This is a genomic window from Sanguibacter biliveldensis, from assembly GCF_033798665.1.
Classification (GTDB): Bacteria; Actinomycetota; Actinomycetes; order Actinomycetales; family Cellulomonadaceae; genus Sanguibacter; species Sanguibacter inulinus.
In genome coordinates this window covers 3,027,939-3,051,938 of the sequence record NZ_CP138359.1, presented here as the reverse complement: position 1 = coordinate 3,051,938, position 24,000 = coordinate 3,027,939, and the positions used below count along the sequence as shown (strand labels likewise).

Sequence of the window (24,000 nt, the reverse complement as noted above, 5' to 3'; positions counted from 1 at the left end):
GTCGGTCGTCACCGGCACGAGGGCCCGCGAGGCAGAGAGCGGCCTGCACGCACAGCGAAGGGGCACCAGCGATGCTGGTGCCCCTTCGCTGTGCGTGTCGTCTACCCGGAGGCCCGCCAGGACAGGTCTCGATCTGCCCGTGACGGAGGTGCGTGGCCTCAGGGCTTGCCGCAGGTCACTTGCGGGTAGAGGCCTTGACCTCGGCGTAGGAGGTGCTCGAGGCGGTCCCGGAGACCGCGGTGACCCGGACCGTGTACGCAGTGTTCTTCGCGAGGCCGGTGATCTGCACCGAGGTCTTGGGGCTCACGCCGTCGTTGACGGTCGTCCAGGTCTTGCCGTCGCGCGTGACCTGGACCTTGTAGTCGGTGACCTGAGGGCCCGACGTCGCCGGCGCCGTCCAGGCGAGGGAGAGTGTGGTGGCAGCGCTCGCGGTCACCTTCATGGCTCGGGGTGCGGAGGGCGCCGCGAGGGTCGTCACCTTGACGACGGCCTGCGCGCCTGTCGTCGTCCCGTCGGCGACAGGGGTGATGCGCACGCTGTAGGTCGCCGACGGGGCGAGACCCGTGAGCTGGAGCTTCGGCGCCGTGCTGACGCCGTCGGCTAAGGTCGACCACTTCTTGCCGTCTCGTGACAGCTCGACCCTGTAGTCCGTGACGAGCGTCCCCGAGGTCGCGGGAGCGGTCCAGGTCAGCGCCGCGGTGGACGGGGCCCTCGACGTGACGGTGGGTGTGCGGATCCCCGAGGGGCGTGCGGCGGTCGTGACGGTGACCGTCGCCCACGGGCTCCGGCCTGCAGCAGCGTTCGCTGCCACCCGGACCTGGTACTTCGTGGCGGGGGCCAGCCCGCTGAGCCGGGCCGTCGTGCCCTGGGCGGCGACCGTCGTCCACGTCTTGCCGTCGGTCGAGCGCTGGACGGTCCAGCTCGTGGCCGGGGTGCCTGCAGCGGGCGTCCACGAGACCGTGCCCGCGACTGTCGTGACCGCCGAGACCGCGAGCTTCGTCGGGGCGGCAGGTGCGACCGGAGCAGGTGCCGGAGCCGGGGCCGGAGCTGGAGCCGGAGCTGGAGCGGGCGCCGTGACCGGGGCCGTCGCCGGAGTGAGGCCGAAGAGTCGGTCCGGGCTGCCCGCGCTCCGGTCGGTGACGCCGGTCCGGCTCGTGCTGACGAGCCTGTCGGTGACCTCCTTGGGTGTGAGTCGCGGGGAGTCGGCGAGCAGGAGCGCTGCGAGCCCGGCGACGTGCGGGGCTGCCATCGAGGTGCCAGAGCGGGTCGCCGTGGTGCCACCGGGGGCTGTCGAGACGATGCGCTCACCGGGGGCGAAGCCGTCGACGCAGGTGCCCCAGCTCGAGAAGGTCGCACGGGAGTCGGTCATGGTGCTGGCTCCGACGGTCAGTGCCGAGGGCACGTCCGACGGGGAGGCCTGGCAGGCGTCGGTGTTCGTGTTGCCGGCGGCGACGACGACGAGGAGGCCCGCTGCTGTCGCGGCGTCGACGGCCCGACCCATGATGTCGCTGCGTGCCCCCGACAGGGACATGTTGACGACCCCGGGCGTGCCTGCCGGGTGGTTCTTGACCACCCAGTCGAGACCGCTGATGACGTCGGACATCTTGCCCGACCCGGAGCACCCGAGGACGCGGACCGGGACGACGGTCGCGGACTTCGCGACACCGTAGGTGCGTGAGGCGACAGTGCCGGCGACGTGGGTGCCGTGGCCGTGGCAGTCGGCTGTCCCGGTCGTGTCCGCGAAGGCGGAGAACCCCGGGGCGACCCGTCCGCCCAGCTCGGGGATCGTCGAGTCCACGCCGGTGTCGAGGACGTAGACGCGCACGCCCGCGCCGGCCGAGCTCGGGTAGGTGTAGGTCTTGTCGAGGGGGAGGGCCACCTGGTCGAGCCTGTCGAGGTCCCAGGGGGCGCCGCTCTGGCTCGAGCTCTCGGTGATGCTCACGTCGAGGTCGGGCTCGACCTCAGCGACGCCCTCGGTCTGGGAGATCGCGTCGATCTGCTCGGGTGTCGCCTCGACGACGTAGCCGTCGAGGGCTGCGTCGTACTCCTTGACCGTGGTGACGCCCTGCTCGGCAAGGTCCGCGGTCACGGCGGCGGGGTCGCCGTCGACCTGGACCAGCCAGGTGGTCGGCTCTGCGGCAGGGTCGGCCGCGGTCGCCGGGAGTGCGCCAGCGGCGATCGTCCCCGTCGCCAGGGCTGCTGTCACCAGTGCCACGACAAGGCTTCTCAAGCCGGGTCTCGTGCTCGTCATGCTCGTGCCTTCCGTGTCCGCCGCAGCGGCACGGTGCCGGCTGCTGATCTATGTGCTCATCGGCGTGACGTTCGGCGCAGTTAAGCATTCAACTAGATTCCACCCACGGTGGAGCGTGACAAGTTCGACGTCAGGGGCGACGGGGATGGGCCCTGTCGGACGTCGCCGCAGGTGCGGAGAGCGGGATCGTTGAATCCTCAACGAATTTTTGGGCGCAGTGTGACGAGAGACACTCCGACCTGGGGTCGGCGCGTCGGTGGTCCGCCCTGGCGGCGAGCGTCAGAGGAGCGTCCCGACGGCGTGGGTCAGAGGAGAGCCCGACGGCGTGGGTCAGAAGGGCGCCCCGAGGGCATGGGTCAGGGGGGCGTCCCGACGGCGAGCGTCAGTGCGTCGCCTTGATGACGAGCACCGGGACGGCCGAGTCGAGCAGCACGCGCTGCGTGGTGCTGCCGAGGAGGAACTTGCCGACGCTCGAGCGCTTGCGCGAGCCGATGACGATGACCTCGGCTCCCGAGCGCTCGGCGTGGTCGAGGATCGCGTCGGCGACGTCGATGCTGTCGAGGCGGAACGCGACCTCGACCTTCTCTCCTGCGACGGTCTCGAGCAGGTGGGCGAGGTGCGGGGGGACGGGCGCAGCGTCGGGCTGCGGGGTCAGGACGAGCACCGTGACTGTCGTCGTGCGGCGGGCCGCCTCGGCCACGGCCGCCGCGAAGGCTGCCTCACCCTGAGGGGTCTCGTTGTAGGCCACCAGAACGGTCATGTCGCAGAACTCCTGTGTCAGTGCGAAGTGTCGAGCCGTGCGTGCGCAGGTCCACCGGTGCCCGGACTCCGATGGTCGGGACGCGCGCAGGCCGAGCACACGACCCGTTCCCGTCGCCGGGAGGTCGGGCCGCTGGTCACAGCCTAGGGCCAAGCGGCCCGTCTGGTCGTCCGGACGCCCTGTCTGCGTCAGACGAGCTCGGCCGGCAGGCTCATCCCGGCCGGGAGGAGCGGGGGTATCTCCCGCGCGATGGTCGTCGCGAGCTCGGTCCTGCGGGCATCCGTCATGCGCTCGGACGGGGCCGTGATGGACATCGCCGCTATCGCGGCGCCGTCGCGCAGCAGTGGCACGGCGAGGCAGCTGATGCCCACCTCGTTCTCCTCGGTCTCGGTCGCGTACCCCCGCGACCGTGAGAGGTCGAGGATCTCGGCGAGCCTCTCCACGGGCAGCCTGTCGCCGGCGAACCACGCGAGCGAGCCCGGGTCGACGGACCTGCGCGAGAGGATCGCGCGGCCGAGGCCGGTGGTCGCAGCGGGCTGGCGGCGGCCGACAGCCGACCACACGCGGACCGGACGGGCCGGTTCGACCTTGTCGAGGTAGAGGATCTCAGCGCCCGAGAGCACCCCGAGGTGCACGAGCTCGTCGGTCTGGGCGCACAGCGAGGTGAGGGCGTTCTGCAGCAGGCTCGGCAGGTTCTCCTCGGACAGGTAGGACGAGGCGAGGGCTGTGGCTGCGGGCCCGAGGACGTAGTGCCCGGTGGATGCGTCCTGGTCGGCGAAGCCGCGGAACCTCAGGGCTGCGAGCGTGCGGTGCAGGGAGGTCTTGTTGAGGCCGAGCCGCTGCGCGAGGTCGGCGAGCGGCAACCCGCCAGTCCCGGCGGCGCTGAGCTCTTGGAGGGCGAGGAGCGCCTTGTCGACGCTGCCCATGGGGGAGATCGCGTCGGGGGAGGTGCCTGGGCGGTCTGTGCCGTCGTGACCTGCTCTGTCCATGGTCCCGCTCCTTTGCTATCCTGATTTCGCAACCGGCAACGACCGTTTGCCCATACGAAACGATAGCAGAGGTTCACGCGGACATGTCAGAGAAGACCATCACCGAATCCCTCGCGGCGGCACGGATCGTCCCCGTCGTCGTCATCGACAACCCCGACCGCGCCGTCCCGCTCGGCAAGGCTCTCCTCGACGGCGGGCTCGACGTCATCGAGGTCACCTACCGCACGGCGGGTGCGCAGGCCGCGCTCACAGCGCTCAAGGCCCTCCCCGAGCTCGTCGTCGGAGCCGGGACCGTGGTGCGCCCCGAACAGGTCGACAGCGCCGTCGAGGCCGGCGCGCAGTTCCTCGTCTCGCCCGGGCTCAGCGCTGCTGTCGTCGAGCGCGCCCAGGCGGTGGGTGTGCCGATCCTGCCCGGTGTCGCCACCCCGAGCGACATCATGGCCGCCCTCGCGCTCGGCCTCGACATCGTCAAGCTCTTCCCCGCGGCGACCCTCGGCGGGCCGTCGGCGATCAAGGCCTTCTCTGCACCGTTCCCCGGCCTGCGCTTCGTGCCCACCGGCGGGATCTCCGCCGCGACCGTCGGTGACTACCTCGCCCTGCCGTCCGTCATCGCCGCAGGCGGTTCGTGGATGGTCGAGCGCAGCCTCATCGAGTCCGAGGACTGGGCCGAGATCACCCGCCGCACCGCCGAGGCCGTCGAGCTCGCCGGCCAGACCCCCGCCACGACAGGAGCCTGACATGACCGAGACCAGCAGCCCCGCCCTGTCCGTCCGCCCGGCCGCCGACTGCGACTTCGACGTCGTGTCCCTCGGCGAGGTCATGCTCCGCCTCGACCCGGGCGAGCGCCGCATCAAGACCGCCCGCAGCTTCGACGCGTGGGAGGGTGGCGGCGAGTACAACGTCGCCCGCGGCCTGCGCCGCTGCTTCGGCCTGCGCGGAGCTGTCGTCACGGCGCTCGCGGACAACGAGGTCGGCCGTCTGGTCGAGGACTTCATCCTCACGGGGGGCATCGACACGAGCTACATCCGCTGGGTCGACTACGACGGCATCGGTCGCTCGGTCCGCAACGGCATCAACTTCACCGAGCGCGGCTTCGGGGTACGGGGGGCCGTCGGCGTCTCAGACCGTGGCAACACCGCGATCTCGCAGATGCAGCCCGGCGACGTCGACTGGGACGACCTCTTCGGACGCCGCGGCGTCCGCTGGCTGCACACGGGCGGCATCTTCGCGGCGCTCTCCGAGTCCTCGGCAGACGTCGCCGAGGCGGCCATGCGATCGGCCCGCGAGCACGGGACGATCGTGTCCTACGACCTCAACTTCCGTCCCTCCCTGTGGAAGGGCATCGGCGGCTCGGCCCGCGCGCAGGAGGTCAACACCCGCCTCGCGCAGTACGTCGACGTGATGATCGGCAACGAAGAAGACTTCACCGCCAGCCTCGGCTTCGAGGTCGAAGGGGTCGACGAGAACCTCACCGACCTCGACACCGGTGCCTTCCGAGCCATGATCGAGACCGCGGCTGCGGCCTACCCGAACTTCCAGGTGATCGCCACGACCATGCGCGGCGTGCACTCCGCGTCGGACAACGACTGGGGCGCCATCGCGTGGAGCCGTGAGCAGGGCTTCGCCGAGGCGACGCACCGCCCCAACCTCGAGATCCTCGACCGCGTGGGTGGCGGCGACTCCTTCGCCTCCGGCCTCGCCTACGGGCTCATGGAGATCGGTGACATCCAGTCGGCCGTCGAGTACGGCGCGGCTCACGGCGCGATCGCCATGACGACCCCGGGCGACACCTCGACGGCGAGCCTCGCCGAGGTCGCCAAGCTGGCCGGTGGAGGCAGCGCGCGCGTGCAGCGCTAGCTGGTCACGCAGAGGGCCCGTGCCGGTCGCGGCACGGGCCCTCGTGCGACGGTCGTGCGACGGTCGTGCGACGGTCGTGCGACGGTCGTGCTCGCGCCGTCGAGCGGGTCAGCTGCGGTCTGGGGCTACCTGGAGCTGGCGGGTGGCATCGCCGGGAGACCTGTCAACCAGACCGGCGGCTGTGTGCCCGGCGGGTCGGTGGTCGTCGGGTCGTGCGGGCGGCGCGGAGCAGGGTGGCTCCGGCGGTGAGCAGCGCGCCGACCGACGCGGCGACAGCTGGCGCCGACCCGGGGCCTGTCACGGCGAGGGCTCGGGACTCGACTGCGGCGTCGGAGGGCGCTGACGTGGGCGAGACGTCTGTGGCCATCGGGGGTTGCTGCCGAGGCGCGGCGGATCCACCACCCGCACCCACACCGAACGGTCCGGGACGCAGGACTGAGGTGGTCTGGTCCTGCCCGCCCGGCTCACGGGGCGGCCCGGGGACGGCAGGGGATTCGTCGGGTGCAGCGGGTCCGGAGGGCTGAGGGGTCGGTGGGTCCGAGGGGCTCTCCGGCGTGGGCTCGGTGGGCGTGGTCGGGTCGGGCCCCGGGGCGGGAGCTGGGTCCGGCGCTGGAGCAGGAGTCCCGGACCCCGACCCAGCCCCGCCCGAGACTGTCCTGACGAGACGTGCCGTCAGCACCTGCGTGCCACCGGCGTGACTGAGGGTCACCGTGCTCGACGGCTCGTGCCCGAGGTCGACCAGATCGGCACCGAAGCGTCCGACCATGATCTCGCCGGGCCGGATCTCGTCGAGGGTCAGGGTGAAGCCGCTCGGGTCGCACTCGAAGGCCAGCACGCGCTCGGGGGCCGAGTCGAGGACCGAGTACACAGGGGTGCCGCGGCCTGCGCCGACCTGCCCGCTGAGCGAGAAGGAGTCGCAGTCGAGGACCTGACCAGCGTCGAGAGACTCGGTCACGGTGACGGGTCCTTCGAAGCCCTCGGCGCGGGACGGGAGACGGATCTCCCATCCCGCTGCAGCCTGCGTCTGCGTCGTCCCCTGGTCGGGGTGCTGCCAGAATCCCCAGGTCCCGGCGTAGCCGTCGGGGACGACGTCCTCGGCGTCGCCGAGCATCGTCACGGGGACCGGCGTACCGGCGAGGTCGAGGACCCGCTGCTGCGGTGCGGTGCCGAAGCGGGCGCCGTGCCACGCCACGTCGAAGAACACGTGGCCGGTGACCCCGGACCTCTCGTCGACGTAGTCGCTGAGGGTGACGACAGCCGTCCGCCCCTCCCACACGGCAGACGCGACGCGCTCGCCGTCAGGGCTGCGCAGGTCGAAGCCGACCGTCGAGAAGGGCCGCAGCTCGTCGGGCAGGGAGATGGTGAAGGTGTCACCTGCCCGTGCTCCGTCGGGCACGGCCCAGGCGACGTCCAGCCGGACGGCCTCCCACGCCCAGAAGGTGGTCGAGGCGAGGGTCGCCGAGGTGACGGCGGACGTCAGCTCGACCGCGACGGCTGTGGGGGCGGCGAGGATCGCCGGGGCGAGGCTCAGGCTCGCGAGGCAGAGGATCGCCGCGCCTCGCACGGACGCGCGGGCTCGGCTGTGGTGGGACCGGTGAGACCGGAGGGCTCGGGACATGCGTGCTCGTTCCAGATGGGAGGGTGAGGCGCCGCTGCGGCGGCGCGGGGTCGAGGAGGATCGTCACCCCTCGCACCTGGCGGCGCGACCGCTCGTCGTGGTTTCACCCGGATCGCAGACGCCTGTCGAGGGTGGTCGTCGACAGACGTCGAGATCTGTCCGTGACGATCCGTGAGGTCGTGGCGTCCTTACCTGTGACCGTGTTCCACAGAGCACCACGAAGGAGAGCTCACCATGTCGCAGGACCAGATCCCCGCCACCGGCGAAGAGCGTCGCGTCCAGGAGGCCGCGCAGGACGAGACCCAGCAGCGCGAGCTCGACGCCCTGCACACCGAGCACGGCGACACGACCGTCGCCGAGAGCGTCGTCGCCAAGATCGCCGGGATGGCCACCCGCGAGGTCCCCGGCGTCTACGCGATGGGCAACGCCGCGCGTCGTGCCGTGAACGCCCTGGCGCAGCGCATCCCTGGCAGCCAGACCAACGTCACCGGCGGCGTCTCCGTGGAGAAGGGCGAGACCCAGACCGCGATCGAGATCGCGATCGTCCTGGACTACGGCGAGTCGGTCGTCCAGGTGAGCGAGCAGATCCGCGAGAACGTCATCCAGGCCGTCGAGTACGGCACCGGCCTCGAGGTCGTCGCGGTGAACATCAACGTCACCGACGTGCACCTGCCGGACGACGACGCTGAGGACACGTCCTCCTCGTTCGAGTCGGCCGAGCTGCGCTGACCGACCCGGCGCTGACCCACCCGGCGCTGACCCACGCTGCGCTGACCGACGCGCGCTGAAGCGTCGCCCCATGACGGCGGTGCGGGTGCCTGACCCCCCTCTGGCACCCGCACCGCTGACCCCCACGCTCTGGCCACCACCCTCATGCCAACAGAAGGAACTCTCATGTCGCGCACCATGATCGGCCTCGCCGTCGGGCTCGTCCTCGGGCTCACGGCCGCCTTCGGCTCGTTCGCCGCCTTCATCACCGTCCTCGCCTTCGGCAGCATCGGGCTGGTCGTCGGTCTGGCGCTCGACGGCCGCATCGACGTCCAGGGCATCCTGGGCCGAGCGTCCGAGAAGCGATGAGCGCCTCGACGCCCACCACCGGCGTCGGGTCCGGTCAGGCGGACGAGCCGCGTGCTCGCGGGACCCTGACGCTCTCCGACGGCGTGGTGGAGAAGATCGCCTCGCAGGTCGTCGACGAGGTCAGCGAGACGTACAGCACGTCACGCGGGCTGCTGGGCTGGCGCGACCGGGTCGGAGGTCGGACCCGGCCCACGGTCGAGGTGGACCTGCACAGCGGCTTCGCCGACCTGCGGGTCACCGTCGGGCTCGCCTACCCCGTGTCGCTGCGGTCGGCCGCAGACACCATCAGGGACCGCGTGCAGCAGCGGGTCACCGCGCTGACCGGTGTCCAGGTGCGGCGCGTAGACGTCCGCATCGACGGGCTCCAGCCGGCACCGGCCGGCGCACGCACCACCAAGGAGAGACTGCGATGAACCAGGTCCAGCTCAGGCCTCGACCGAGCCGTTCCCTGACCGCCTCGGTCGTGGCGCTCGTCGTCCTCGCGGGCGCCGTGGTCCTCACGGTCGCGAGCGTGTCCCGCCTCGTCGACGGCACCTGGCCGACGTGGTTCGTCGACCCTGCGTCGTCCCTGGGGCAGGAGACCTGGGGTTCGACCACAGTCCTCGCGACAGGTGCGGTCGTCCTCGTCCTCGGTCTCGTGCTGCTCCTGGCAGCAGTCGTCCCCGGCAGGCGCAGCGGCGCTGCGATCGCGCTGGAGGTCGAGAACGCCGAGCAGTCCGAGGTGGTGCTCACCCAGCGCGGTCTCGCCCGGCTCGCCGCAGCCGCCGCCGACGAGGTCGACGGTGTCGAGCACGTCGACGTCAGCGCCTCCAGCACCGCGGTGCGGGTCCTGACCGTGACGTCGTCGCCCGACGACGCCGACACGGTCCGGAGCGCCGTGGAACAGGCCGTCCGGTCGCGTCTCGACGTCCTCGGGACCGGCCCGGTCCGCCCCGTCCAGTCCCGTGTCCGAGTGAAGGAGTCCTGATGCACCACGCACCCTCTCGTCTCAACCGGACCTGGCTCGGCATCACCGGGCTGGTCCTGCTGGTCCTCGGTGCGCTCGTCACAGGCATCGCGACGGGGGCGTGGAGCTCTGTGCTGCCCGCCGACCTCGCCGAGCGGCTCCCTGGGCGCGACGCCGACCTGATCTCGGGCACGACCGTGGGGGACCAGTCCTGGTTCCCCGTCGTCGTGGGGGTCGTGGCGCTCGTCCTCGCCCTCGCGAGCGCGGCCTGGCTGGTCGCGCAGGTCCCGCGCAAGCACGAGGCCAAGGACCTCCGCCTCCAGTCGTCGTCCGTGACGGGCCTCACGGCGTGCGCGCCGTCCGTCCTCACCGACGCCGTGGAAGAGCAGGCGAGGTCGCTCGCCGGTGTCAGCGGCGCCAGCGCCGTGCTCCGCGGCAGCGCCCGCACCCCGGACCTCACGCTGCGCCTCGTGGTCGACGACCGCGCCGACCTCGGCGAGGTCCTGCGCGAGGTCGACACCGTCGTGGCGGCATCGGTCGCCACGGCCCTGGACACGCGGCTCGCGCGCCTGGGCGTGCTCGTCGACGTCCAGCGCACCCGGCGCACGCACGGTCAGATCACGGTCTGACCGTCCGTCCACAGCCCTTCCCCCCACCTCGCACACCTCAGGAGAACCCCATGATCGCCAGCGTGATGACCCGAGTCGTGAGCTGGGGCCTGCGTGGCCTCGGCACCGTGATCAACCGTGCCGGCCACCTGGTCCGCAAGACCGAGCGCCGTCCGGACCAGCCGCGGCGCACGCCGGACGGCGGGTGAGACCTGCGCCCCAGCACCCCTCTCGAGGTGCCGAGGGACGCATCTGCGGAGAAGGTAGGAGCGACGACGAGGAGGTGAGCGAGGGTGAGCGGTTCGCACGGCGACCACCGGTCCCCGGCCCGGGACGTCGTGACGTCCCCACCTGACGGCGGGGCCCACGGACCGTCCGAGGCGACCATCGTCGGACGTGCGCAGTCCGGTGACCTCGCGGCCTTCGAGGAGCTGAGCCGTCGGTACCAGGGCCCGCTCTTCAGGCTCGCGGTGCGGCTGCTGGGCGACCGGGGCGAGGCCGAGGACGCGCTCCAGGACACGATGGTCTCGGTCTGGCGCAAGCTGCCGTCCTTGACAGACCTGCCAGCGTTCCACGGCTGGGTCTACCAGATCATGACCCGACGGTGCATGTCGGTGCTGAGGACCAGAGCCCGTCGCAGCACGGAGCCGGCCGGGGACGACACGGTGTTCGAGGCCGGCTCTCGTGGCAGGCTCGCCGCAGGGACGGGGTCAGCAGACCCCGTGGCCGCGACCGAGCACGCCGAGCAGCTCCGACGGCTGAACGTCGAGCTCGGCAGGCTCACGGACGAGCAGCGGGCATGCTGGGTGCTCCGGGAGCTGCACGAGCTCTCGTACCCCGAGATCGCCGCAGCGACCGGCCTGCCCCTGTCGACGGTGCGCGGTCGGATCGCACGGGCCCGGCAGAACCTGGCGAAAGGAATGGAAGCATGGCGATGAGCGAGCGTCCGTCCTCCCGCCTGGCCTGCGGCCGCGACATGGACGCGGTCTGGGACAGGATCGGCTCCCCTCCCGACGAGCACGAGCGGGGCTGCCCGCACTGCGAGCAGGCCCGCCGGGACCTCGGCGAGCTCGCGAGCCTGACCGCGCTCGAGCGCGAGGCCGAGCGGACCGCCCCCGGTCTCGAGCCGGACCCAGCGGTCCTCGGCCGGATCATGGACGTCGCCCGCGCCGAGGTACGCCGTGGTCGCCGGTTCCCGCTCGACGAGCCCGAGGTCAGCGAGCCGGCCCCGGAGCTCACCGTGAGCGAGCAGGCGGTCTCGGCGAGCGCCCGGCGAGCCGGCGACGCGGTCCCGGGTGTCGAGGTCGAGCGCTGCGTGGTCTCGCTCGTCGTCGACGGTCGTGGACCGTGGCAGGCCAGCCCCGCCGGCGTCCTGGACCTGCGGCAGGGGCCGGACAGCTACGGCCGTGCCCGGCCGTCCAGGGTCGAGGCGACCCTGCAGATCACCGTGCCCGTCTCGGCCTCGATCCCGGCGGTCGCGGCCGAGGTCCGCAGCAGCGTGAGGAGAAGAGTGAGCAGCGAGGTGGGAGTCGACGTGGTCCGCGTCGACATCGAGGTGAGGGACACGCGCGATGTCTGAGACGAACCCCAGCCAGAGGATGCCCGGAGCGCCGCACCTGGTGCCGGGGGTTCCGGTGACCCCTGGTGTGCCGACGACACCCGGCGTCCGGGTGACGACGCGTTGTCCGGAGACGACAGGTCGACCGGTGACGACAGGTCGGGCCGGCACCGACGCGGTGCGCCGCGAGATCGCGCAGGCGATCCTCGCCGACCCCGGGGTGCTCCGGGTCGAGCCGACGCTGGCGACCGTGGTCCGCTCGTGGTCGACGGCTCCCGACCCGGAAGACCTCGTCCGCCTCACGCTGACAGGCGGGACCGTCGACGTGGCCGTGCACCTCGCCGTGCAGGGAGACGAGGCGCGTCTTGTCGCGCACAGGGTCCGCGAGGTCGTCCGGGAGCTGCTCGTCGAGCACGGCCTCGAGCCGGGCTCGGTCGAGGTGAGCGTCCTGACGGTCGAGCCGGTGACTTCCGCAGAGGTCACCGGCTGAGCCGTCGGGCGTAACGGTCCTGTCAGCGTTCGTGACGGACATGTCCTCGGCGGCGGCGGACCGACCAGACCGATGCGACTCCGGCTCCGAGCAGCGCCGCTGCCGCGGGGGCCAGAGCGGCAGCCGAGCTGCCTGTCGAGGCCAGGCGAGAGCTCCCGGTCCCCGCCGCCGTGGCCGTCGGCTGTGCTGTCGCGGGCGCGACGACGCCAGGGCTGGTGGGGACAGGCGTCCCGGGGGCCCGGGGGACCGCTGGCGTCGCGGGTGCGACGGGCTCGGCGGGCTCGGTCTCGGGCGCCGACGGGGTGGTCGGCTCAGGGTCGGTCGGCGCGGGACCTGTGGGCTCTGGATCTGTCGGCTCAGGGTCTGTCGGCTCGGGCCCCGGGGTCTCCTCGGTGACGCCCGAGCCGTCGCCGCCAGCGGCGGCACGCTGCTTCTCGGCACCGACGACGGTGCTGTCCGTCGTGGTGCTGATCTCTGCGACGTTGGTGTACTCGCCGAGAGACGGGTCTGTGAGGTCGACGGCGTAGGAGAGGGTGACGAACTCGTCGGCGCGGATCTCGTCGAGGACGAGCGTCAGGCCGCTGGGCCCGCAGTCGAGGTCGACGATGCGCTCGGGCGAGTCTTCGCCGAACCACGTGACAGGTGACTCTGGTGCGCTCGAGACGGCTCGGACCTGGACTGTCCCGCACACCATCGCCTGGCCGGGACCGAGGTCGTCGGTCACGGTGACAGGGCCCTGCGACCCGGCGTCGGAGGCGGGCAGCCGGACCTCCCACGTGAGGGCCTCGCCGGGCTCCGTGGTGCCCTGGTCGGGGCGGTTCCAGTACGCCCACTTCGCGGCGGTCGGGCTGGGTGGGCCTGTGCCCGGCCCCGTCATGGTCACGGTGACCGACTGACCGGCGATCGTGACGACGGTGGTCACGGGGTCGGTGCCCAAGAGCTCGGTGTTCCACTGGACCTCGAAGAAGCCTGTGCCACCCACCCCGGTCCGTCCGTCGACGTAGTCGGTCAGTGTCACGACTGCCGTGCTGCCCTCCCAGACGGCACGTGCGACCACGGCCCCGTCAGGCCCGAGCAGGTCGAAGGGGACTGTCGAGACCGGCACGAGCTCGGGCGGCAGGTCGACTGTGAAGGTGTCACCGGGCTGGGCAGAGTCGGGGACAGCCCACTCGACGTCGAGCCGCACGCCGTCCCACGGGCCGAAGGTCGTGGTCGACAAGGTCGCCGCCGTGACAGCAGGCGGCAGCTCTGCGGCCGAGGCGAGGCTGGCCGTGGGGGCGAGCAGCAGACCGGCGATCAGCGCGGTCACGGAGGCTCGGCGCACCGCGTGCGCACCGACGACCCTGCGGGTGCCACGGAGGCGGTGGACGGCCCAGAGGGCCGGGGCGGCAGAGCCGGTGCGGGCTGGTGCTGCGGCGGGTGTGCCGGTGCGGGCCTCTGGGCTCGAGATCGGGGGGTGCATGAGACTCGGTGCTCCTTGCTGTGGAGAGTGCCTGCGACAGGTGCTGCGGGCTCTCGGCTGTCGAGCGACGGCTGGTGCCTCATGAGTGGAGACTCGCGCGCCCAGGCCGCATGACGCGGCGGGGTGTTCTTTCACCCGGTGGGCGTGGTGCCGGTGTCGCTGCAGAGGGAGAGCCCACGCCCCGGGCGGTCCGGTGGGGGGATGGTGCACGGACTGGCACGACACGGGCGACGACGCCCGAGAGGGGGAGCCTCGGTCTCTGACGTCAGAGACCCGTCAGGGACCTGTCACCGCACGTCAAGGAACCGTCAACGCCGACGTCCGGGACCCTCCAGCCCGGATAGACCGGTGGTGTGCACCTCTCGTGTGCGCCGACCGCCGGACCCGCGGTCGTCCTGACGTCCGAAGGCGTGACAGACATGGCCGACCTGGCCTACATCCTCCTGACGGTCGCGTTCTTCGCGACCGTCGCCCTCGTCGCCCGTCGCTCCGGCGACAGGGACGCGTCATGAGCGCGGCCGACTGGGTGGCCCTCGCGGTCTCCGTCGTGGTGCTCGGATACCTCTTCACGGTGCTGCTGCGCGCCGGTCGGGGGCGATGACCATGAGCGAGACCTGGACAGCCGTCGGGCAGATCTCCCTGCTCGTCGCGGCCCTCGCCGCAGTGCACCTGCCGCTCGGCGCCTACCTGGCCCACGTGTACACCTCCCCGCGTCACCTGAAGGTCGAGCGTCTCGGCTACCGCCTCATGCGCGTCGACGCCGACGCCGAGCAGCGCTGGACCTCGTACCTCTTCTCCCTGCTGGGTTTCTCGCTCGTCTCGCTGCTCGCGCTCTACGCCCTCGGGCGTCTCCAGGAGCACCTGCCGATGAACCTCGGCGTGAGCGCCTTCGACCCAGCGGGCGCGTGGAACACCGCGGTGTCCTTCGTGGCGAACACCAACTGGCAGTGGTACTCGGGCGAGGCCGCCGCCGGGCACGTCTTCCAGATGGTCGGGCTCGCCGTGCAGAACTTCGTCTCTGCTGCTGTCGGCATCTCGGTGGCCATCGCCCTGGTCCGCGGCTTCGCGCGGTCCGGCACGGACGGGCGCGTCGGGAACTTCTGGTCCGACCTCACCCGCACCTGCGTCAGGGTGCTGCTGCCGATGGCGCTGCTCGCAGCGATCGCGCTCCTCGCGACAGGAGTCATCCAGAGCTTCGACCCGCACACAGCGGTCCAGACCCTCTCTGGCGGCTCCCAGCACCTGCTCGGCGGCCCGGTCGCCTCGCAGGAGGCCATCAAGGAGCTCGGGACCAACGGCGGAGGGTTCTTCAACGCGAACTCTGCGCACCCGCTCGAGAACCCCACGCCGGTGAGCAACCTGCTCGAGATCTTCCTGATCCTCGTCATCCCCTTCACGCTCCCGAGGGCCTTCGGCCTCATGGTGCGCGACACCCGCCAGGGCTTCGCGATCGTCTCGGTCATGGGCTCGCTGTTCCTCGCCGGTGCGGCCCTGCTCACCTGGGCCGAGATGTCCGGCCCAGGCCTCGCGGCCCAGGCCGCAGGCGGTGCGCTCGAGGGCAAAGAGCTGCGCTTCGGCCCCGCCGGGTCGGCGCTGTTCGCCGCCGCGACGACAGGCACGTCGACGGGCGCGGTCAACGCCATGCACGACTCGCTCACAGCACCCGGTGGTGGGATCGCCATGTTCAACATGCTGCTCGGCGAGATCGCCCCCGGCGGTGTCGGGTCCGGTCTCTACGGCATGCTCGTCCTCGCGATCGTCGCGGTGTTCATCGCCGGTCTCATGGTCGGGCGCACCCCCGAGTACCTGGGCAAGAAGATCGGCCGCCAGGAGATCACCCTCGTGGCGCTGTACATCCTCACGGTCCCGCTGCTCGTCCTCGTCGGCACGGCCCTGGCGATCTCGTTGCCCGCTGGGCAGGCCGGCATCCAGGAGGCGGGCCCGCACGGTCTCTCCGAGGTGCTCTACGCGATGACCTCGGCAGCCAACAACAACGGCTCGGCCTTCGCAGGTCTCACCGTCGCGACGCCGTTCTACAACACGCTGCTCGGCGTCCTCATGCTCGTCGGACGCTTCGTGCCGATCGCCCTCGTGCTGGCGCTCGCTGGCAGGTTCGCCAGCCAGAAGACCGTCCCCGCGACCGCAGGCACCCTGCCCACGCACCAGCCGCTCTTCGCGGGGCTGCTCGGGTCCGTCGCGCTGGTCGTCGTCGGTCTCACCTTCATCCCCGTCCTGTCCCTCGGTCCGATCGTGGAGTCGCTCTCATGAACCGCCCTGTCGTCCAGCACCCCGCCGTGCACGACCCCGAGCAGGCTCCGGCCGGCTCGACCGCAGCCGCCACGCAGTCCCCGGACCCCGCCACAGTGACCGACGAGGTGCCCACCGAGCCGGGGACCTCGCCCGGACGCCGCGCGTCGAGCCTGTCCTGGCCGCAGGTGCGCTCCGCCCTGCCCGGCGCCTTCCGCAAGCTCGACCCGCGCGAGCTGCTCGACTCGCCGGTCCTGCTGATCGTCGAGATCGGCGCCGTCGCCTCGACGGTCCTGGCCGTCGCGGACCCGTCGGTCTTCGCCGTGACCATCGTCGTGTGGCTGTGGGCCACAGTCCTATTCGCGACCCTTGCCGAGTCCATCGCCGAGAGCCGCGGCAAGGCGCAGGCCTCGTCGCTGCGCGCCACCCAGATCCAGACGACGGCCCGCCGCGTCGAAGCCCCTGTCGACACCACCCGGTACACGGGCAACCTGCTCGCGCTGCCGACCGTCGACGTCGCGTCGTCCTCGCTCTCCGTCGGCGACGTGGTCGTCGTGCGGGCCGGCGAGGTGATCCCCGGTGACGGCGACGTGATCGAGGGCGCCGCGTCGGTCGACGAGTCGGCGATCACGGGGGAGTCCGCACCTGTCATCCGCGAGTCGGGCGGCGACCGCTCGGCCGTCACCGGCGGGACCGTGGTGCTCTCCGACACGATCGTCGTGCGCATCACCGCGGCCGCAGGGTCCACCTTCGTGGACCGCATGATCGCCCTCGTCGAGGGGTCGGAACGTCAGCGCACCCCCAACGAGATCGCGCTCAACATCCTGCTCACGTCGCTGACGATCATCTTCCTGCTGGCTGTCGTCACCCTCCAGCCCTTCGCCGTGTACTCCGGGTCGCGCCAGTCGCTGCTCGTCCTCACGGCCCTGCTCGTCTGCCTCATCCCGACGACCATCGGTGCGCTGCTCTCGGCCATCGGCATCGCCGGGATGGACCGTCTCGTGCAGCGCAACGTCCTCGCGATGTCGGGCCGGGCCGTCGAGGCCGCCGGTGACGTCGACGTGCTCCTCCTCGACAAGACCGGGACGATCACCTACGGCAACCGCCAGGCGAGCGACCTGCTCGTCGCCCCCGGAGCCACGATCGCCGACCTCGCCTCGGCTGCTCGGCTCGCGTCGCTCGCCGACGAGACGCCCGAGGGACGCAGCGTCGTCACGCTCGTCGACGCCGGGTACGTCGAGCACGTCGCGGCGACCACGCAGGACGACGGGGCTGTGGTCGAGCTCGTGCCGTTCAGCGCGACCACCCGGATGAGCGGCATCGACGTGAGCCCGGCCGAGCGTGCGGGCACGACCTCCACCCCGCGGACCAGCATCCGCAAGGGGGCCGCGAGCGCTGTCCACGCCTGGGTGCACTCGACCGGCGGGCACACCCCCGACCAGGTGCAGACCCTGGTCGACGGGGTGAGCGCATCGGGCGGCACACCGTTGGTGGTGGCCCGGCAGACGGGCGCCGGACCCGCGCAGGTGCTCGGGGTGATCCACCTCAAGGACGTCGTCAAGACGGGCCTTCGGGAACGCTTCGACGAGCTGCGCGCCATGGGCATCCGCACCGTCATGGTGACCGGTGACAACGCGATCACCGCCCGGGCGATCGCCGAGGAGGCGGGGGTGGACGACGTCCTCGCCGAGGCCACGCCGGAGGACAAGCTCGCGCTGATCCGCCGGGAGCAGGAGGGCGGTCACCTGGTGGCCATGTGCGGGGACGGGACGAACGACGCCCCGGCCCTCGCGCAGGCCGACGTGGGTGTCGCGATGAACACCGGGACCTCCGCTGCGAAGGAGGCCGGGAACATGGTCGACCTCGACTCGGACCCGACCAAGCTGATCGAGGTGGTGCAGATCGGCAAGCAGCTGCTCATCACGCGCGGGGCGCTGACGACCTTCTCGATCGCCAACGACATCGCGAAGTACTTCGCGATCCTCCCGGCGATGTTCATGGTGGTCTTCCCCCAGCTCGAGGTGCTCAACATCATGCGGCTCTCGAGCCCGGAGTCCGCGATCGTCTCGGCGGTGATCTTCAACGCGCTGATCATCGTGGTGCTCATCCCGCTCTCGCTGCGCGGGGTCGCGTACAGGCCGGCGTCGGCGTCGACCATGCTGCGTCGCAACCTCCTCGTCTACGGGCTGGGCGGCCTGGTCGCCCCGTTCCTCGGCATCAAGCTCATCGACCTGCTCGCCTCGCTTCTCCCTGGGATCGGCTGACATGGCACACGACAACTTCACCGCACGCCAGCCCGCAGCGGCTCGCTCGCTGAGCACCCGCCGCGGCGCGGTGTCCCTCGCCCGGCAGAGCCTCGCGGGGCTCCGGGTGCTCGTGGTCCTCACGGTCCTGCTCGGGGTCGTCTACCCCCTGACGGTGTGGGGCGTCGGGCAGGTGGCCTTCCGCTGGCAGGCCGAGGGCTCGCTGCTCACAGCCTCGGGGGAGCGGACCACGTCCCGCTCCGACGCCGTCGGCTCGGCCCTCGTCGGGCAGGCCTTCACCGGTGACGAGTACTTCCAGCCGCGTCCTTCGGCTGCCGGCGACGGGTACGACACCCTCGCGTCGGCAGGCTCGAACCTCGGACCGCTCAACCCCGACCTGGTCGCGACGATCGAGGAGCGCCGAGCAGCCGTGGCAGCACAGGACGGCACACACCCGGCCGACGTGCCCGCCGACGCGCTCACGGCCTCGGCCTCGGGGCTCGACCCGCACGTCTCGCCCGAGTACGCCGAGCAGCAGGTGGCGCGCGTCGCGCGTGCCCGCGGGCTCGACGAGGCGACGGTCCGGGTGCTCGTGGCCGAGCACACCCAGGGCCGCGACCTCGGGTTCCTCGGCGAGCCGCGGGTCTCCGTGCTCGAGCTCAACCTCGCGCTGGGCATGATGTCCTCATGAGGTCGAACGATGGGTGACACGCGCACGGGGCGGCTCACGGTGTACCTGGGGGCCGCCCCCGGCGTGGGCAAGACCTTCGCGATGCTCGACGAGGCCCGACGCCGCCGCGACCGCGGTACCGACGTGGTCGTCGGGCTCGTCGAGACCCACGGACGGCAGGCGACGGCCGAGCAGGTCGGCGACCTCGAGGTGCTGCCGCGTGCCGTGATCTCGTACAGGGGGACCGAGCTCGGAGAGCTCGACGTCGCCGCCGTGCTGGCCCGCGCACCCCAGGTGGTGCTCGTCGACGAGCTCGCGCACAGCAACGCGCCGGGGTCGACGCACCCCAAGCGCTGGCAGGACGTCACCGACCTCCTCGAGGCCGGGATCGACGTGGTGACGACGGTCAACGTGCAGCACCTGGAGTCCCTCGGCGACGACGTGCACGCCATCACCGGCGTGCGCCAGCGCGAGACCGTACCCGACCACGTGGTCCGGGCCGCCGACCAGATCCAGCTCGTCGACCTGTCGCCCGACGCCCTGCGCCGCCGGCTCGCGCACGGCAACGTGTACCGCGCCGAGCAGATCGACGCGTCGCTGTCCTCGTACTTCCGCGTCGGCAACCTCACCGCGCTGCGCGAGCTCGCGCTGCTGTGGCTCGCCGACAGCGTCGACGACGCCCTCACCCGCTACCGCTCCGACCACGCGATCGACGGGACGTGGCCGGCCCGCGAGCGCATCGTCGTCGCGGTCACCGGCGGACCCGAGGGGGAGACCCTGCTGCGCCGCGGGGCGCGCATCGCCCAGCGCACCGCCGGGTCCGAGCTGCTCGCCGTGCACGTCCTGGCGACCGACGGCCTGCCCTCGGCGCCGCCGGCAGCGATCTCCGCCGACCGCGAGCTCACCCTGGCGCTCGGCGGGACCTTCCACACCGTCGTCGGTGAAGACGTCCCGTCGGCCGTGGTCGACTTCGCGCGGGGCGTCAACGCCACCATGATCGTCGTCGGCGTGTCCAGGCACTCCCGCGTGCGCGAGGCTCTGCTCGGCTCGTCGAGCACACAGACCGCCCAGCTCGCGGGGAGCATCGACGTGCACCTCGTCACGCACGAGCAGGCTCGGTCCGGGTCGCCGCTGCGCCGACGGTGGTCCGCGCTGTCCAGGGCCCGGCAGGTGTCGGGGTGGGCGCTCGCGGTCGTGCTGCCGGCACTCCTCACAGGGTTGGTGTGGTGGTTCCGCGGCGACGTGTCGCTGACGACCGAGCTCATGCTGTTCCTCGCCGGGACTGTCGGGGTCGCGCTGGTCGGTGGGCTGTGGCCGGCTGTGGTCGCGGCGCTGCTGTCCTTCGTGTGCGTCAACTGGTTCTTCACCCCGCCGACGGGGATGCTCACGGTCTCCAGCCCGGAGAACGCCCTCGCCCTCGTCGTGTTCGTGGTGGTCGCCGTCTCGGTCGCCTCGGTCGTGGACCTCGCAGCGCGCCGGACCGCCCAGGCGTACAGGGCGCGGGCCGAGGCCTCGACGCTCGCGGCGCTGTCACGCTCGGTGCTGTCCGGCGACGACTCTGCCGATGCCGTGGTGTCCAGGCTGGCGGAGACCTTCGCGGTGTCCGAGGTCCGGCTCGAAGAGCGCGCGGGCGCGAAGGCTCCGTGGGAGACGGTCGCCTGCACCTACCGGGCTGGGCAGCGCGGCGGTGACGACGCCTCGACGTCGACGGTCCGCATCGACGACGACCGCCGTCTGGTGGTCGTCGGGCGGACCCTCCCGGCGAGCGACCAGCAAGTCCTCGAAGCCTTCGCGGCCCAGGCGGGCATCGTCCTGGAGTACAGGCGGCTGCGCGAGGCCGCGTCGCAGGCTGCCGTGCTCGAGCAGGCCGACGCGACCCGCACGGCGCTGCTCGCCGCTGTGTCCCACGACCTGCGGACACCGCTCGCCTCGATCCGGGCGGCGATCGACGGGCTCAGTGCACACGACGTGGCGCTCGCCCCCGAGGACGAAGAGGCGCTGCTCGACACCATCGGCGGGTCGACCGCGCGTCTCGAGGCGCTCATCGCGAACCTGCTCGACCTGTCCCGCATCCAGACCGGCAGCGTGCGGGCCGTGCTCCAGGCGAGGTCTGTCGACGAGATCGTCCCCGTGGCGGTCGAGGGGCTCGGTGCGGGGGCTGTCGACCTCGCAGTCCCGGACAACCTGCCGCTCGTGCTCACCGATGCCGGGCTGCTCGAGCGCGCCGTCGCGAACGTGGTCGCCAACGCTGTGAGGTTCTCCCCGGCCGGGGTGCCGGTGCTCGTCACGGCGTCGGCGCGGCCGGGCGAGGTCGAGATCCGGGTGGTCGACCGCGGGCCCGGTCTCGACGACGAGCGCAAGGGCCGCATGTTCGAGCCGTTCCAGCGGCTGGGGGACACCTCGCCCGATGGTCTCGGTCTCGGCCTCGCCGTGGCGCAGGGGCTCGTGCGGGCCGTCGGGGCTACCTTGGTCGTCGACGACACCCCGGGAGGTGGGCTGACGATGGTGCTGACGGTGCCGACTGCTGAGGGCGCTGCTGACGCCGTCGCCAGGGCTGACGACCCGGACCGTGCCGAGACGTCTGGCGTGCCTGTGGTGACGGTCTCGCCAGGGTTGTCCGAGATCGCGCGGTCCGGCGACGCCGGCCCTGGTGGCTCGGCACTCTCCGGCGACGGCGGCTCGCTGTGACGGCCGCGGGTGCAGCGGGAGCCTCGGCTGCGGTCCCCGGCACCGCAGTCCTCGTCGTCGACGACGACGCCGGTCTCGTCCGTGCCCTCGCCATCAACCTCCGGACCCACGGCTGGGTCGTCACGACCGCGACGAACGGTGCCGAGGCCCTCGACGCAGCGGCGAGCAGCCAGCCCGACGTGGTGCTCCTCGACCTCGGCCTGCCGGACATGAGCGGCCTCGACGTCATCGCCGGGATCCGCGGGTGGAGCCGGGTGCCGATCGTCGTGCTCTCGGCCCGCCAGCTCGGCGACGACAAGGTCGACGCCCTCGACGCCGGCGCCGACGACTACGTGACCAAGCCCTTCGCGATGAACGAGCTGCTCGCCCGGCTGCGCGCAGCCGTGCGGCGGGCCGCGCCCGTCGACGAGGTGCAGACCCCCGTGGTCGAGGCTGGTGACCTGGTGATCGACCTCGCACGCCGCAAGGTCCAGCGCGCCGGGGAGGACGTCAGGCTCAGCCCGACGGAGTGGTCGCTCCTGGAGGTGCTGGTCCGCAACCGCGGCAAGATGGTCGGCCGCGTGCAGCTGCTCCACGAGGTGTGGGGCCCGTCGTACTCCGCCGAGACCAACTACCTGCGCGTCTACACAGCCCAGCTCCGCCGCAAGCTCGAGGCTGACCCCTCGGCGCCGCGCCACATCATCACGCAGCCGGGCATGGGCTACGTCTTCGAGGTGTGAGCGGGGGCGTCAGCTCTCGTCTGGGACTCCGGACATGAGCTCTTTGAGCCGGGCCGTGTCAGCGTCGTCCCAGCCCTCCGGGGCACCGAGCGCCGCGAGGCCGTCGGAGTACGCCAGGTGGTAGGAGTGGCCGTGGCCCTGGGGCACGTTGCCGGCGACGAACATGTCGAAGGTGACCTGCCAGAAGGTCACGACGGGGACCCACGTCATCTCGAGGCGGTCGGGCCCGGGTTCTGACACCCAGTCGGGCTCGCGCCAGAGCACGTCGAGGGACCACCAGATCACGGCGTCGGAGGCGTGCTGCAGGTAGACCACCCGGGGTTCTTCCCATGTCCCGGGGATGTCCCACACGTTCGCCCCGCTGCCTGGCTCGGTGCCGAAGCGGACCTGGCGCCCGCCCTCGTACACGGGGCTGTACTCGAGGCTGCCGGGGTCGCGGTTCTTGGTGAAGTACGCCCAGTTGGGTGTGAAGCTCGGCGTGCCGACGAACAGCGCACCCTGGGTCCGCTCGGTCATGTCCTGCAGGCCGCTGAAGGCGCCCTGCGCGCCGAAGCTGCCGAGCGAGAGACCGTAGGCGACGAGGAAGGGCCGGGAGTCTTCGGGCTGCTCGAGCCACGCGTCGTACACGGCCTCGTAGAGCGCCTTGCCGGCGGCGGGCGGGGTGTCGCGGTCGGACAGGAAGCTCACCCAGCTCGGCAGGTAGGAGTACTGCATGGCCGCGATCGCCGTGTCACCACCGTGCATGTACTCCAGGGTCTGGGACATCGACGGGTCGACCCACCCGGTCCCGGTGGTCGTCGCGACGACGAGGATCTCGCGGTCCCACGCGTCGGTCCTGTCGAGCTCGTCGACGACCAGCGCGGCCACGGCGTCGATGTCCTCGGCGGACTGGAGCCCTGCGTAGACGCGGATCGGCTCGACCACGTCGTCGGCTGCCACGACGTCACCGCCCGCCGCGAAGTCGGCGATCTGCTCGACGCTCGGCCCAGAGCTGACGAAGCCGCGTCCCTGGAACCCGAGGTCGTCCCAGTCGACCACGGACTCGGGCGACCCGGACCGCAGCGGTGACGTCGGCTCGACAGCACCGTCGGGGGTGCCCGCGTCGGTCGCAGCGCTGATGTTCTTCAGGGCCGTCATCGCCCCGTTGATCAGGGTCCCGTTGACGAGCAGCACGGCGACCACCGTGACCGCGACGGTCCCGACGAGCCGTGCGACGCGGGCCGGGACCCACCGGCCGAGCAGGTCGCCGGCGCGCCGGCTGCACCAGCGCAGACCGCGGGCGACCAGCAGCAGCACGAGCGCGAGCCCGACGCCGAGGAGCACCACGAGCATGACGTGCGACTCGGGGGTCGCCTCGATGCCGAAGAGCGCGCGCAGGTCGCCCTGCCAGCGGGACGCGAGGACGAGGAACCACGGCACCAGGACGGCGGTGAGCCCGGCGAGCACGAACCAGAGCGTCCGGGTGGTGCCCGCGTCCCACCGCGCGTGGAAGCCGAGCCGCCGGGTCACCCAGCCGAGGAAGGCGCCGGCCGCGTAGCCCGCGATCATCGACAGCCCGGTGAGCAGCCCCTGGAACAACCAGCCGCGGGGGATGAGCGACGGCGTCATGGAGATGCAGTAGCAGGTGAGGGCGAGCACGAGCCCTGTGGGGGAGAACCGCCGGGCGAAGGACTCCAGCCGGAGCCTCAGGCCTCGCGGACGCTCAGCGGGATCTGCACCGTGCTGCGGACGACCTGCCGAGGGCTCCATGTGCGTGACTCTAGCGGGAACCGCCCTGGTCGCGGCAGGGTGGTTCCCGCGGCGTCGTCAGCCGGAGC

23 protein-coding genes are annotated in these 24,000 nt (G+C 72.0%); 17 read left to right on the top strand and 6 right to left on the bottom strand.

Going from position 1 to position 24,000, the window contains the following annotated elements; translation table 11 throughout:
• Positions 1–175: 175 nt before the first annotated feature.
• The 3 genes from SANBI_RS13360 to SANBI_RS13350 all read right to left on the bottom strand — a co-directional run bounded on the left by SANBI_RS13360 (position 176) and on the right by SANBI_RS13350 (position 4,000).
• The gene (locus tag SANBI_RS13360) at positions 176–2,215 is read right to left on the bottom strand and encodes a S8 family serine peptidase (protein WP_319155810.1); all 2,040 of its coding nucleotides are present in this window, start codon (positions 2,213–2,215) and stop codon (positions 176–178) included.
• 418 nt (positions 2,216–2,633) lie between these two features.
• Positions 2,634–3,011: a universal stress protein gene (locus SANBI_RS13355; protein ID WP_056129138.1), complete on the bottom strand. Its 378-nt coding sequence runs from the start codon at positions 3,009–3,011 to the stop codon at positions 2,634–2,636.
• A 188-nt stretch (positions 3,012–3,199) separates the two neighbouring features.
• The gene (locus tag SANBI_RS13350; RefSeq protein WP_319155807.1) at positions 3,200–4,000 is read right to left on the bottom strand and encodes an IclR family transcriptional regulator; all 801 of its coding nucleotides are present in this window, start codon (positions 3,998–4,000) and stop codon (positions 3,200–3,202) included.
• Between the two features lie 83 nt (positions 4,001–4,083).
• Here SANBI_RS13350 and eda point away from each other — a divergent pair, with 83 nt between their 5' ends.
• Positions 4,084–4,737 (top strand): bifunctional 4-hydroxy-2-oxoglutarate aldolase/2-dehydro-3-deoxy-phosphogluconate aldolase, encoded by a 654-nt coding sequence (eda, locus tag SANBI_RS13345; protein WP_319155805.1) that lies wholly within the window; start codon positions 4,084–4,086, stop codon positions 4,735–4,737.
• Position 4,738: 1 nt separating this feature from the next.
• The gene (locus SANBI_RS13340) at positions 4,739–5,857 is read left to right on the top strand and encodes a sugar kinase (protein WP_319155803.1); all 1,119 of its coding nucleotides are present in this window, start codon (positions 4,739–4,741) and stop codon (positions 5,855–5,857) included.
• Positions 5,858–6,020: 163 nt separating this feature from the next.
• Here SANBI_RS13340 and SANBI_RS13335 read toward each other — a convergent pair whose 3' ends face one another.
• A complete protein-coding gene (locus tag SANBI_RS13335; protein WP_319155800.1) occupies positions 6,021–7,475 on the bottom strand; it encodes an Ig-like domain-containing protein in 1,455 nt (484 codons plus the stop codon).
• Positions 7,476–7,709: 234 nt separating this feature from the next.
• Between SANBI_RS13335 and SANBI_RS13330 the strand changes: the two genes are divergently transcribed.
• The 9 genes from SANBI_RS13330 to SANBI_RS13290 all read left to right on the top strand — a co-directional run bounded on the left by SANBI_RS13330 (position 7,710) and on the right by SANBI_RS13290 (position 12,154).
• Complete coding sequence (locus SANBI_RS13330) at positions 7,710–8,204, top strand: Asp23/Gls24 family envelope stress response protein (protein WP_319155797.1); 495 nt, start codon at positions 7,710–7,712, stop codon at positions 8,202–8,204.
• A gap of 165 nt (positions 8,205–8,369) precedes the next feature.
• Positions 8,370–8,552, top strand: coding sequence for a hypothetical protein (locus SANBI_RS13325; protein WP_056129157.1), 183 nt, complete (start codon positions 8,370–8,372; stop codon positions 8,550–8,552).
• The gene (locus SANBI_RS13320; RefSeq protein ID WP_319155795.1) at positions 8,549–8,965 is read left to right on the top strand and encodes an Asp23/Gls24 family envelope stress response protein; all 417 of its coding nucleotides are present in this window, start codon (positions 8,549–8,551) and stop codon (positions 8,963–8,965) included. Before SANBI_RS13325 ends, SANBI_RS13320 begins: the two co-directional genes overlap by 4 nt.
• On the top strand, positions 8,962–9,519 hold the full coding sequence (locus SANBI_RS13315) for a DUF6286 domain-containing protein (protein WP_319155793.1): 558 nt from the start codon (positions 8,962–8,964) through the stop codon (positions 9,517–9,519). The genes SANBI_RS13320 and SANBI_RS13315 overlap by 4 nt, the downstream gene beginning before the upstream one ends.
• The gene (locus tag SANBI_RS13310) at positions 9,519–10,127 is read left to right on the top strand and encodes a hypothetical protein (RefSeq protein WP_056129167.1); all 609 of its coding nucleotides are present in this window, start codon (positions 9,519–9,521) and stop codon (positions 10,125–10,127) included. The genes SANBI_RS13315 and SANBI_RS13310 overlap by 1 nt, the downstream gene beginning before the upstream one ends.
• A 50-nt stretch (positions 10,128–10,177) precedes the next feature.
• Positions 10,178–10,315, top strand: coding sequence for a hypothetical protein (locus SANBI_RS13305; protein ID WP_156382661.1), 138 nt, complete (start codon positions 10,178–10,180; stop codon positions 10,313–10,315).
• Between the two features lie 84 nt (positions 10,316–10,399).
• A complete protein-coding gene (locus SANBI_RS13300) occupies positions 10,400–11,044 on the top strand; it encodes an RNA polymerase sigma factor (RefSeq protein ID WP_319155789.1) in 645 nt (214 codons plus the stop codon).
• Positions 11,035–11,685: a hypothetical protein gene (locus tag SANBI_RS13295; RefSeq protein WP_056129174.1), complete on the top strand. Its 651-nt coding sequence runs from the start codon at positions 11,035–11,037 to the stop codon at positions 11,683–11,685. Before SANBI_RS13300 ends, SANBI_RS13295 begins: the two co-directional genes overlap by 10 nt.
• A 127-nt stretch (positions 11,686–11,812) precedes the next feature.
• Positions 11,813–12,154, top strand: coding sequence for a hypothetical protein (locus tag SANBI_RS13290; RefSeq protein ID WP_319155786.1), 342 nt, complete (start codon positions 11,813–11,815; stop codon positions 12,152–12,154).
• 22 nt (positions 12,155–12,176) lie between these two features.
• Here SANBI_RS13290 and SANBI_RS13285 read toward each other — a convergent pair whose 3' ends face one another.
• Positions 12,177–13,616, bottom strand: a complete 1,440-nt coding sequence (locus SANBI_RS13285) for an Ig-like domain-containing protein (protein ID WP_319155784.1) — start codon at positions 13,614–13,616, stop codon at positions 12,177–12,179.
• A gap of 508 nt (positions 13,617–14,124) precedes the next feature.
• Here SANBI_RS13285 and SANBI_RS13280 point away from each other — a divergent pair.
• From SANBI_RS13280 to SANBI_RS13255, 6 genes are read left to right on the top strand one after another with little or no spacing between them, the layout of a single operon-like run.
• The gene (locus SANBI_RS13280; protein WP_156382663.1) at positions 14,125–14,217 is read left to right on the top strand and encodes a potassium-transporting ATPase subunit F; all 93 of its coding nucleotides are present in this window, start codon (positions 14,125–14,127) and stop codon (positions 14,215–14,217) included.
• Positions 14,214–15,884: a potassium-transporting ATPase subunit KdpA gene (kdpA, locus tag SANBI_RS13275; protein WP_319155781.1), complete on the top strand. Its 1,671-nt coding sequence runs from the start codon at positions 14,214–14,216 to the stop codon at positions 15,882–15,884. The genes SANBI_RS13280 and kdpA overlap by 4 nt, the downstream gene beginning before the upstream one ends.
• Positions 15,881–18,127 carry a potassium-transporting ATPase subunit KdpB gene (gene kdpB, locus SANBI_RS13270; protein WP_319155778.1) on the top strand — a complete coding sequence of 749 codons (2,247 nt, stop codon included), beginning with the start codon at positions 15,881–15,883 and terminating at the stop codon, positions 18,125–18,127. The genes kdpA and kdpB overlap by 4 nt, the downstream gene beginning before the upstream one ends.
• 1 nt (position 18,128) lies before the next feature.
• Positions 18,129–18,797: a potassium-transporting ATPase subunit KdpC gene (gene kdpC / locus SANBI_RS13265; RefSeq protein WP_319155776.1), complete on the top strand. Its 669-nt coding sequence runs from the start codon at positions 18,129–18,131 to the stop codon at positions 18,795–18,797.
• 9 nt (positions 18,798–18,806) lie between these two features.
• Positions 18,807–21,464: a DUF4118 domain-containing protein gene (locus tag SANBI_RS13260; protein WP_319155773.1), complete on the top strand. Its 2,658-nt coding sequence runs from the start codon at positions 18,807–18,809 to the stop codon at positions 21,462–21,464.
• Complete coding sequence (locus SANBI_RS13255; protein WP_056129189.1) at positions 21,461–22,183, top strand: response regulator; 723 nt, start codon at positions 21,461–21,463, stop codon at positions 22,181–22,183. Before SANBI_RS13260 ends, SANBI_RS13255 begins: the two co-directional genes overlap by 4 nt.
• Before the next feature lie 9 nt (positions 22,184–22,192).
• Here the strand turns inward: SANBI_RS13255 and SANBI_RS13250 are convergent, their stop codons facing one another.
• On the bottom strand, positions 22,193–23,932 hold the full coding sequence (locus SANBI_RS13250; RefSeq protein WP_319155770.1) for an alpha/beta hydrolase: 1,740 nt from the start codon (positions 23,930–23,932) through the stop codon (positions 22,193–22,195).
• Between the last annotated feature and the right edge of the window lie 68 nt (positions 23,933–24,000).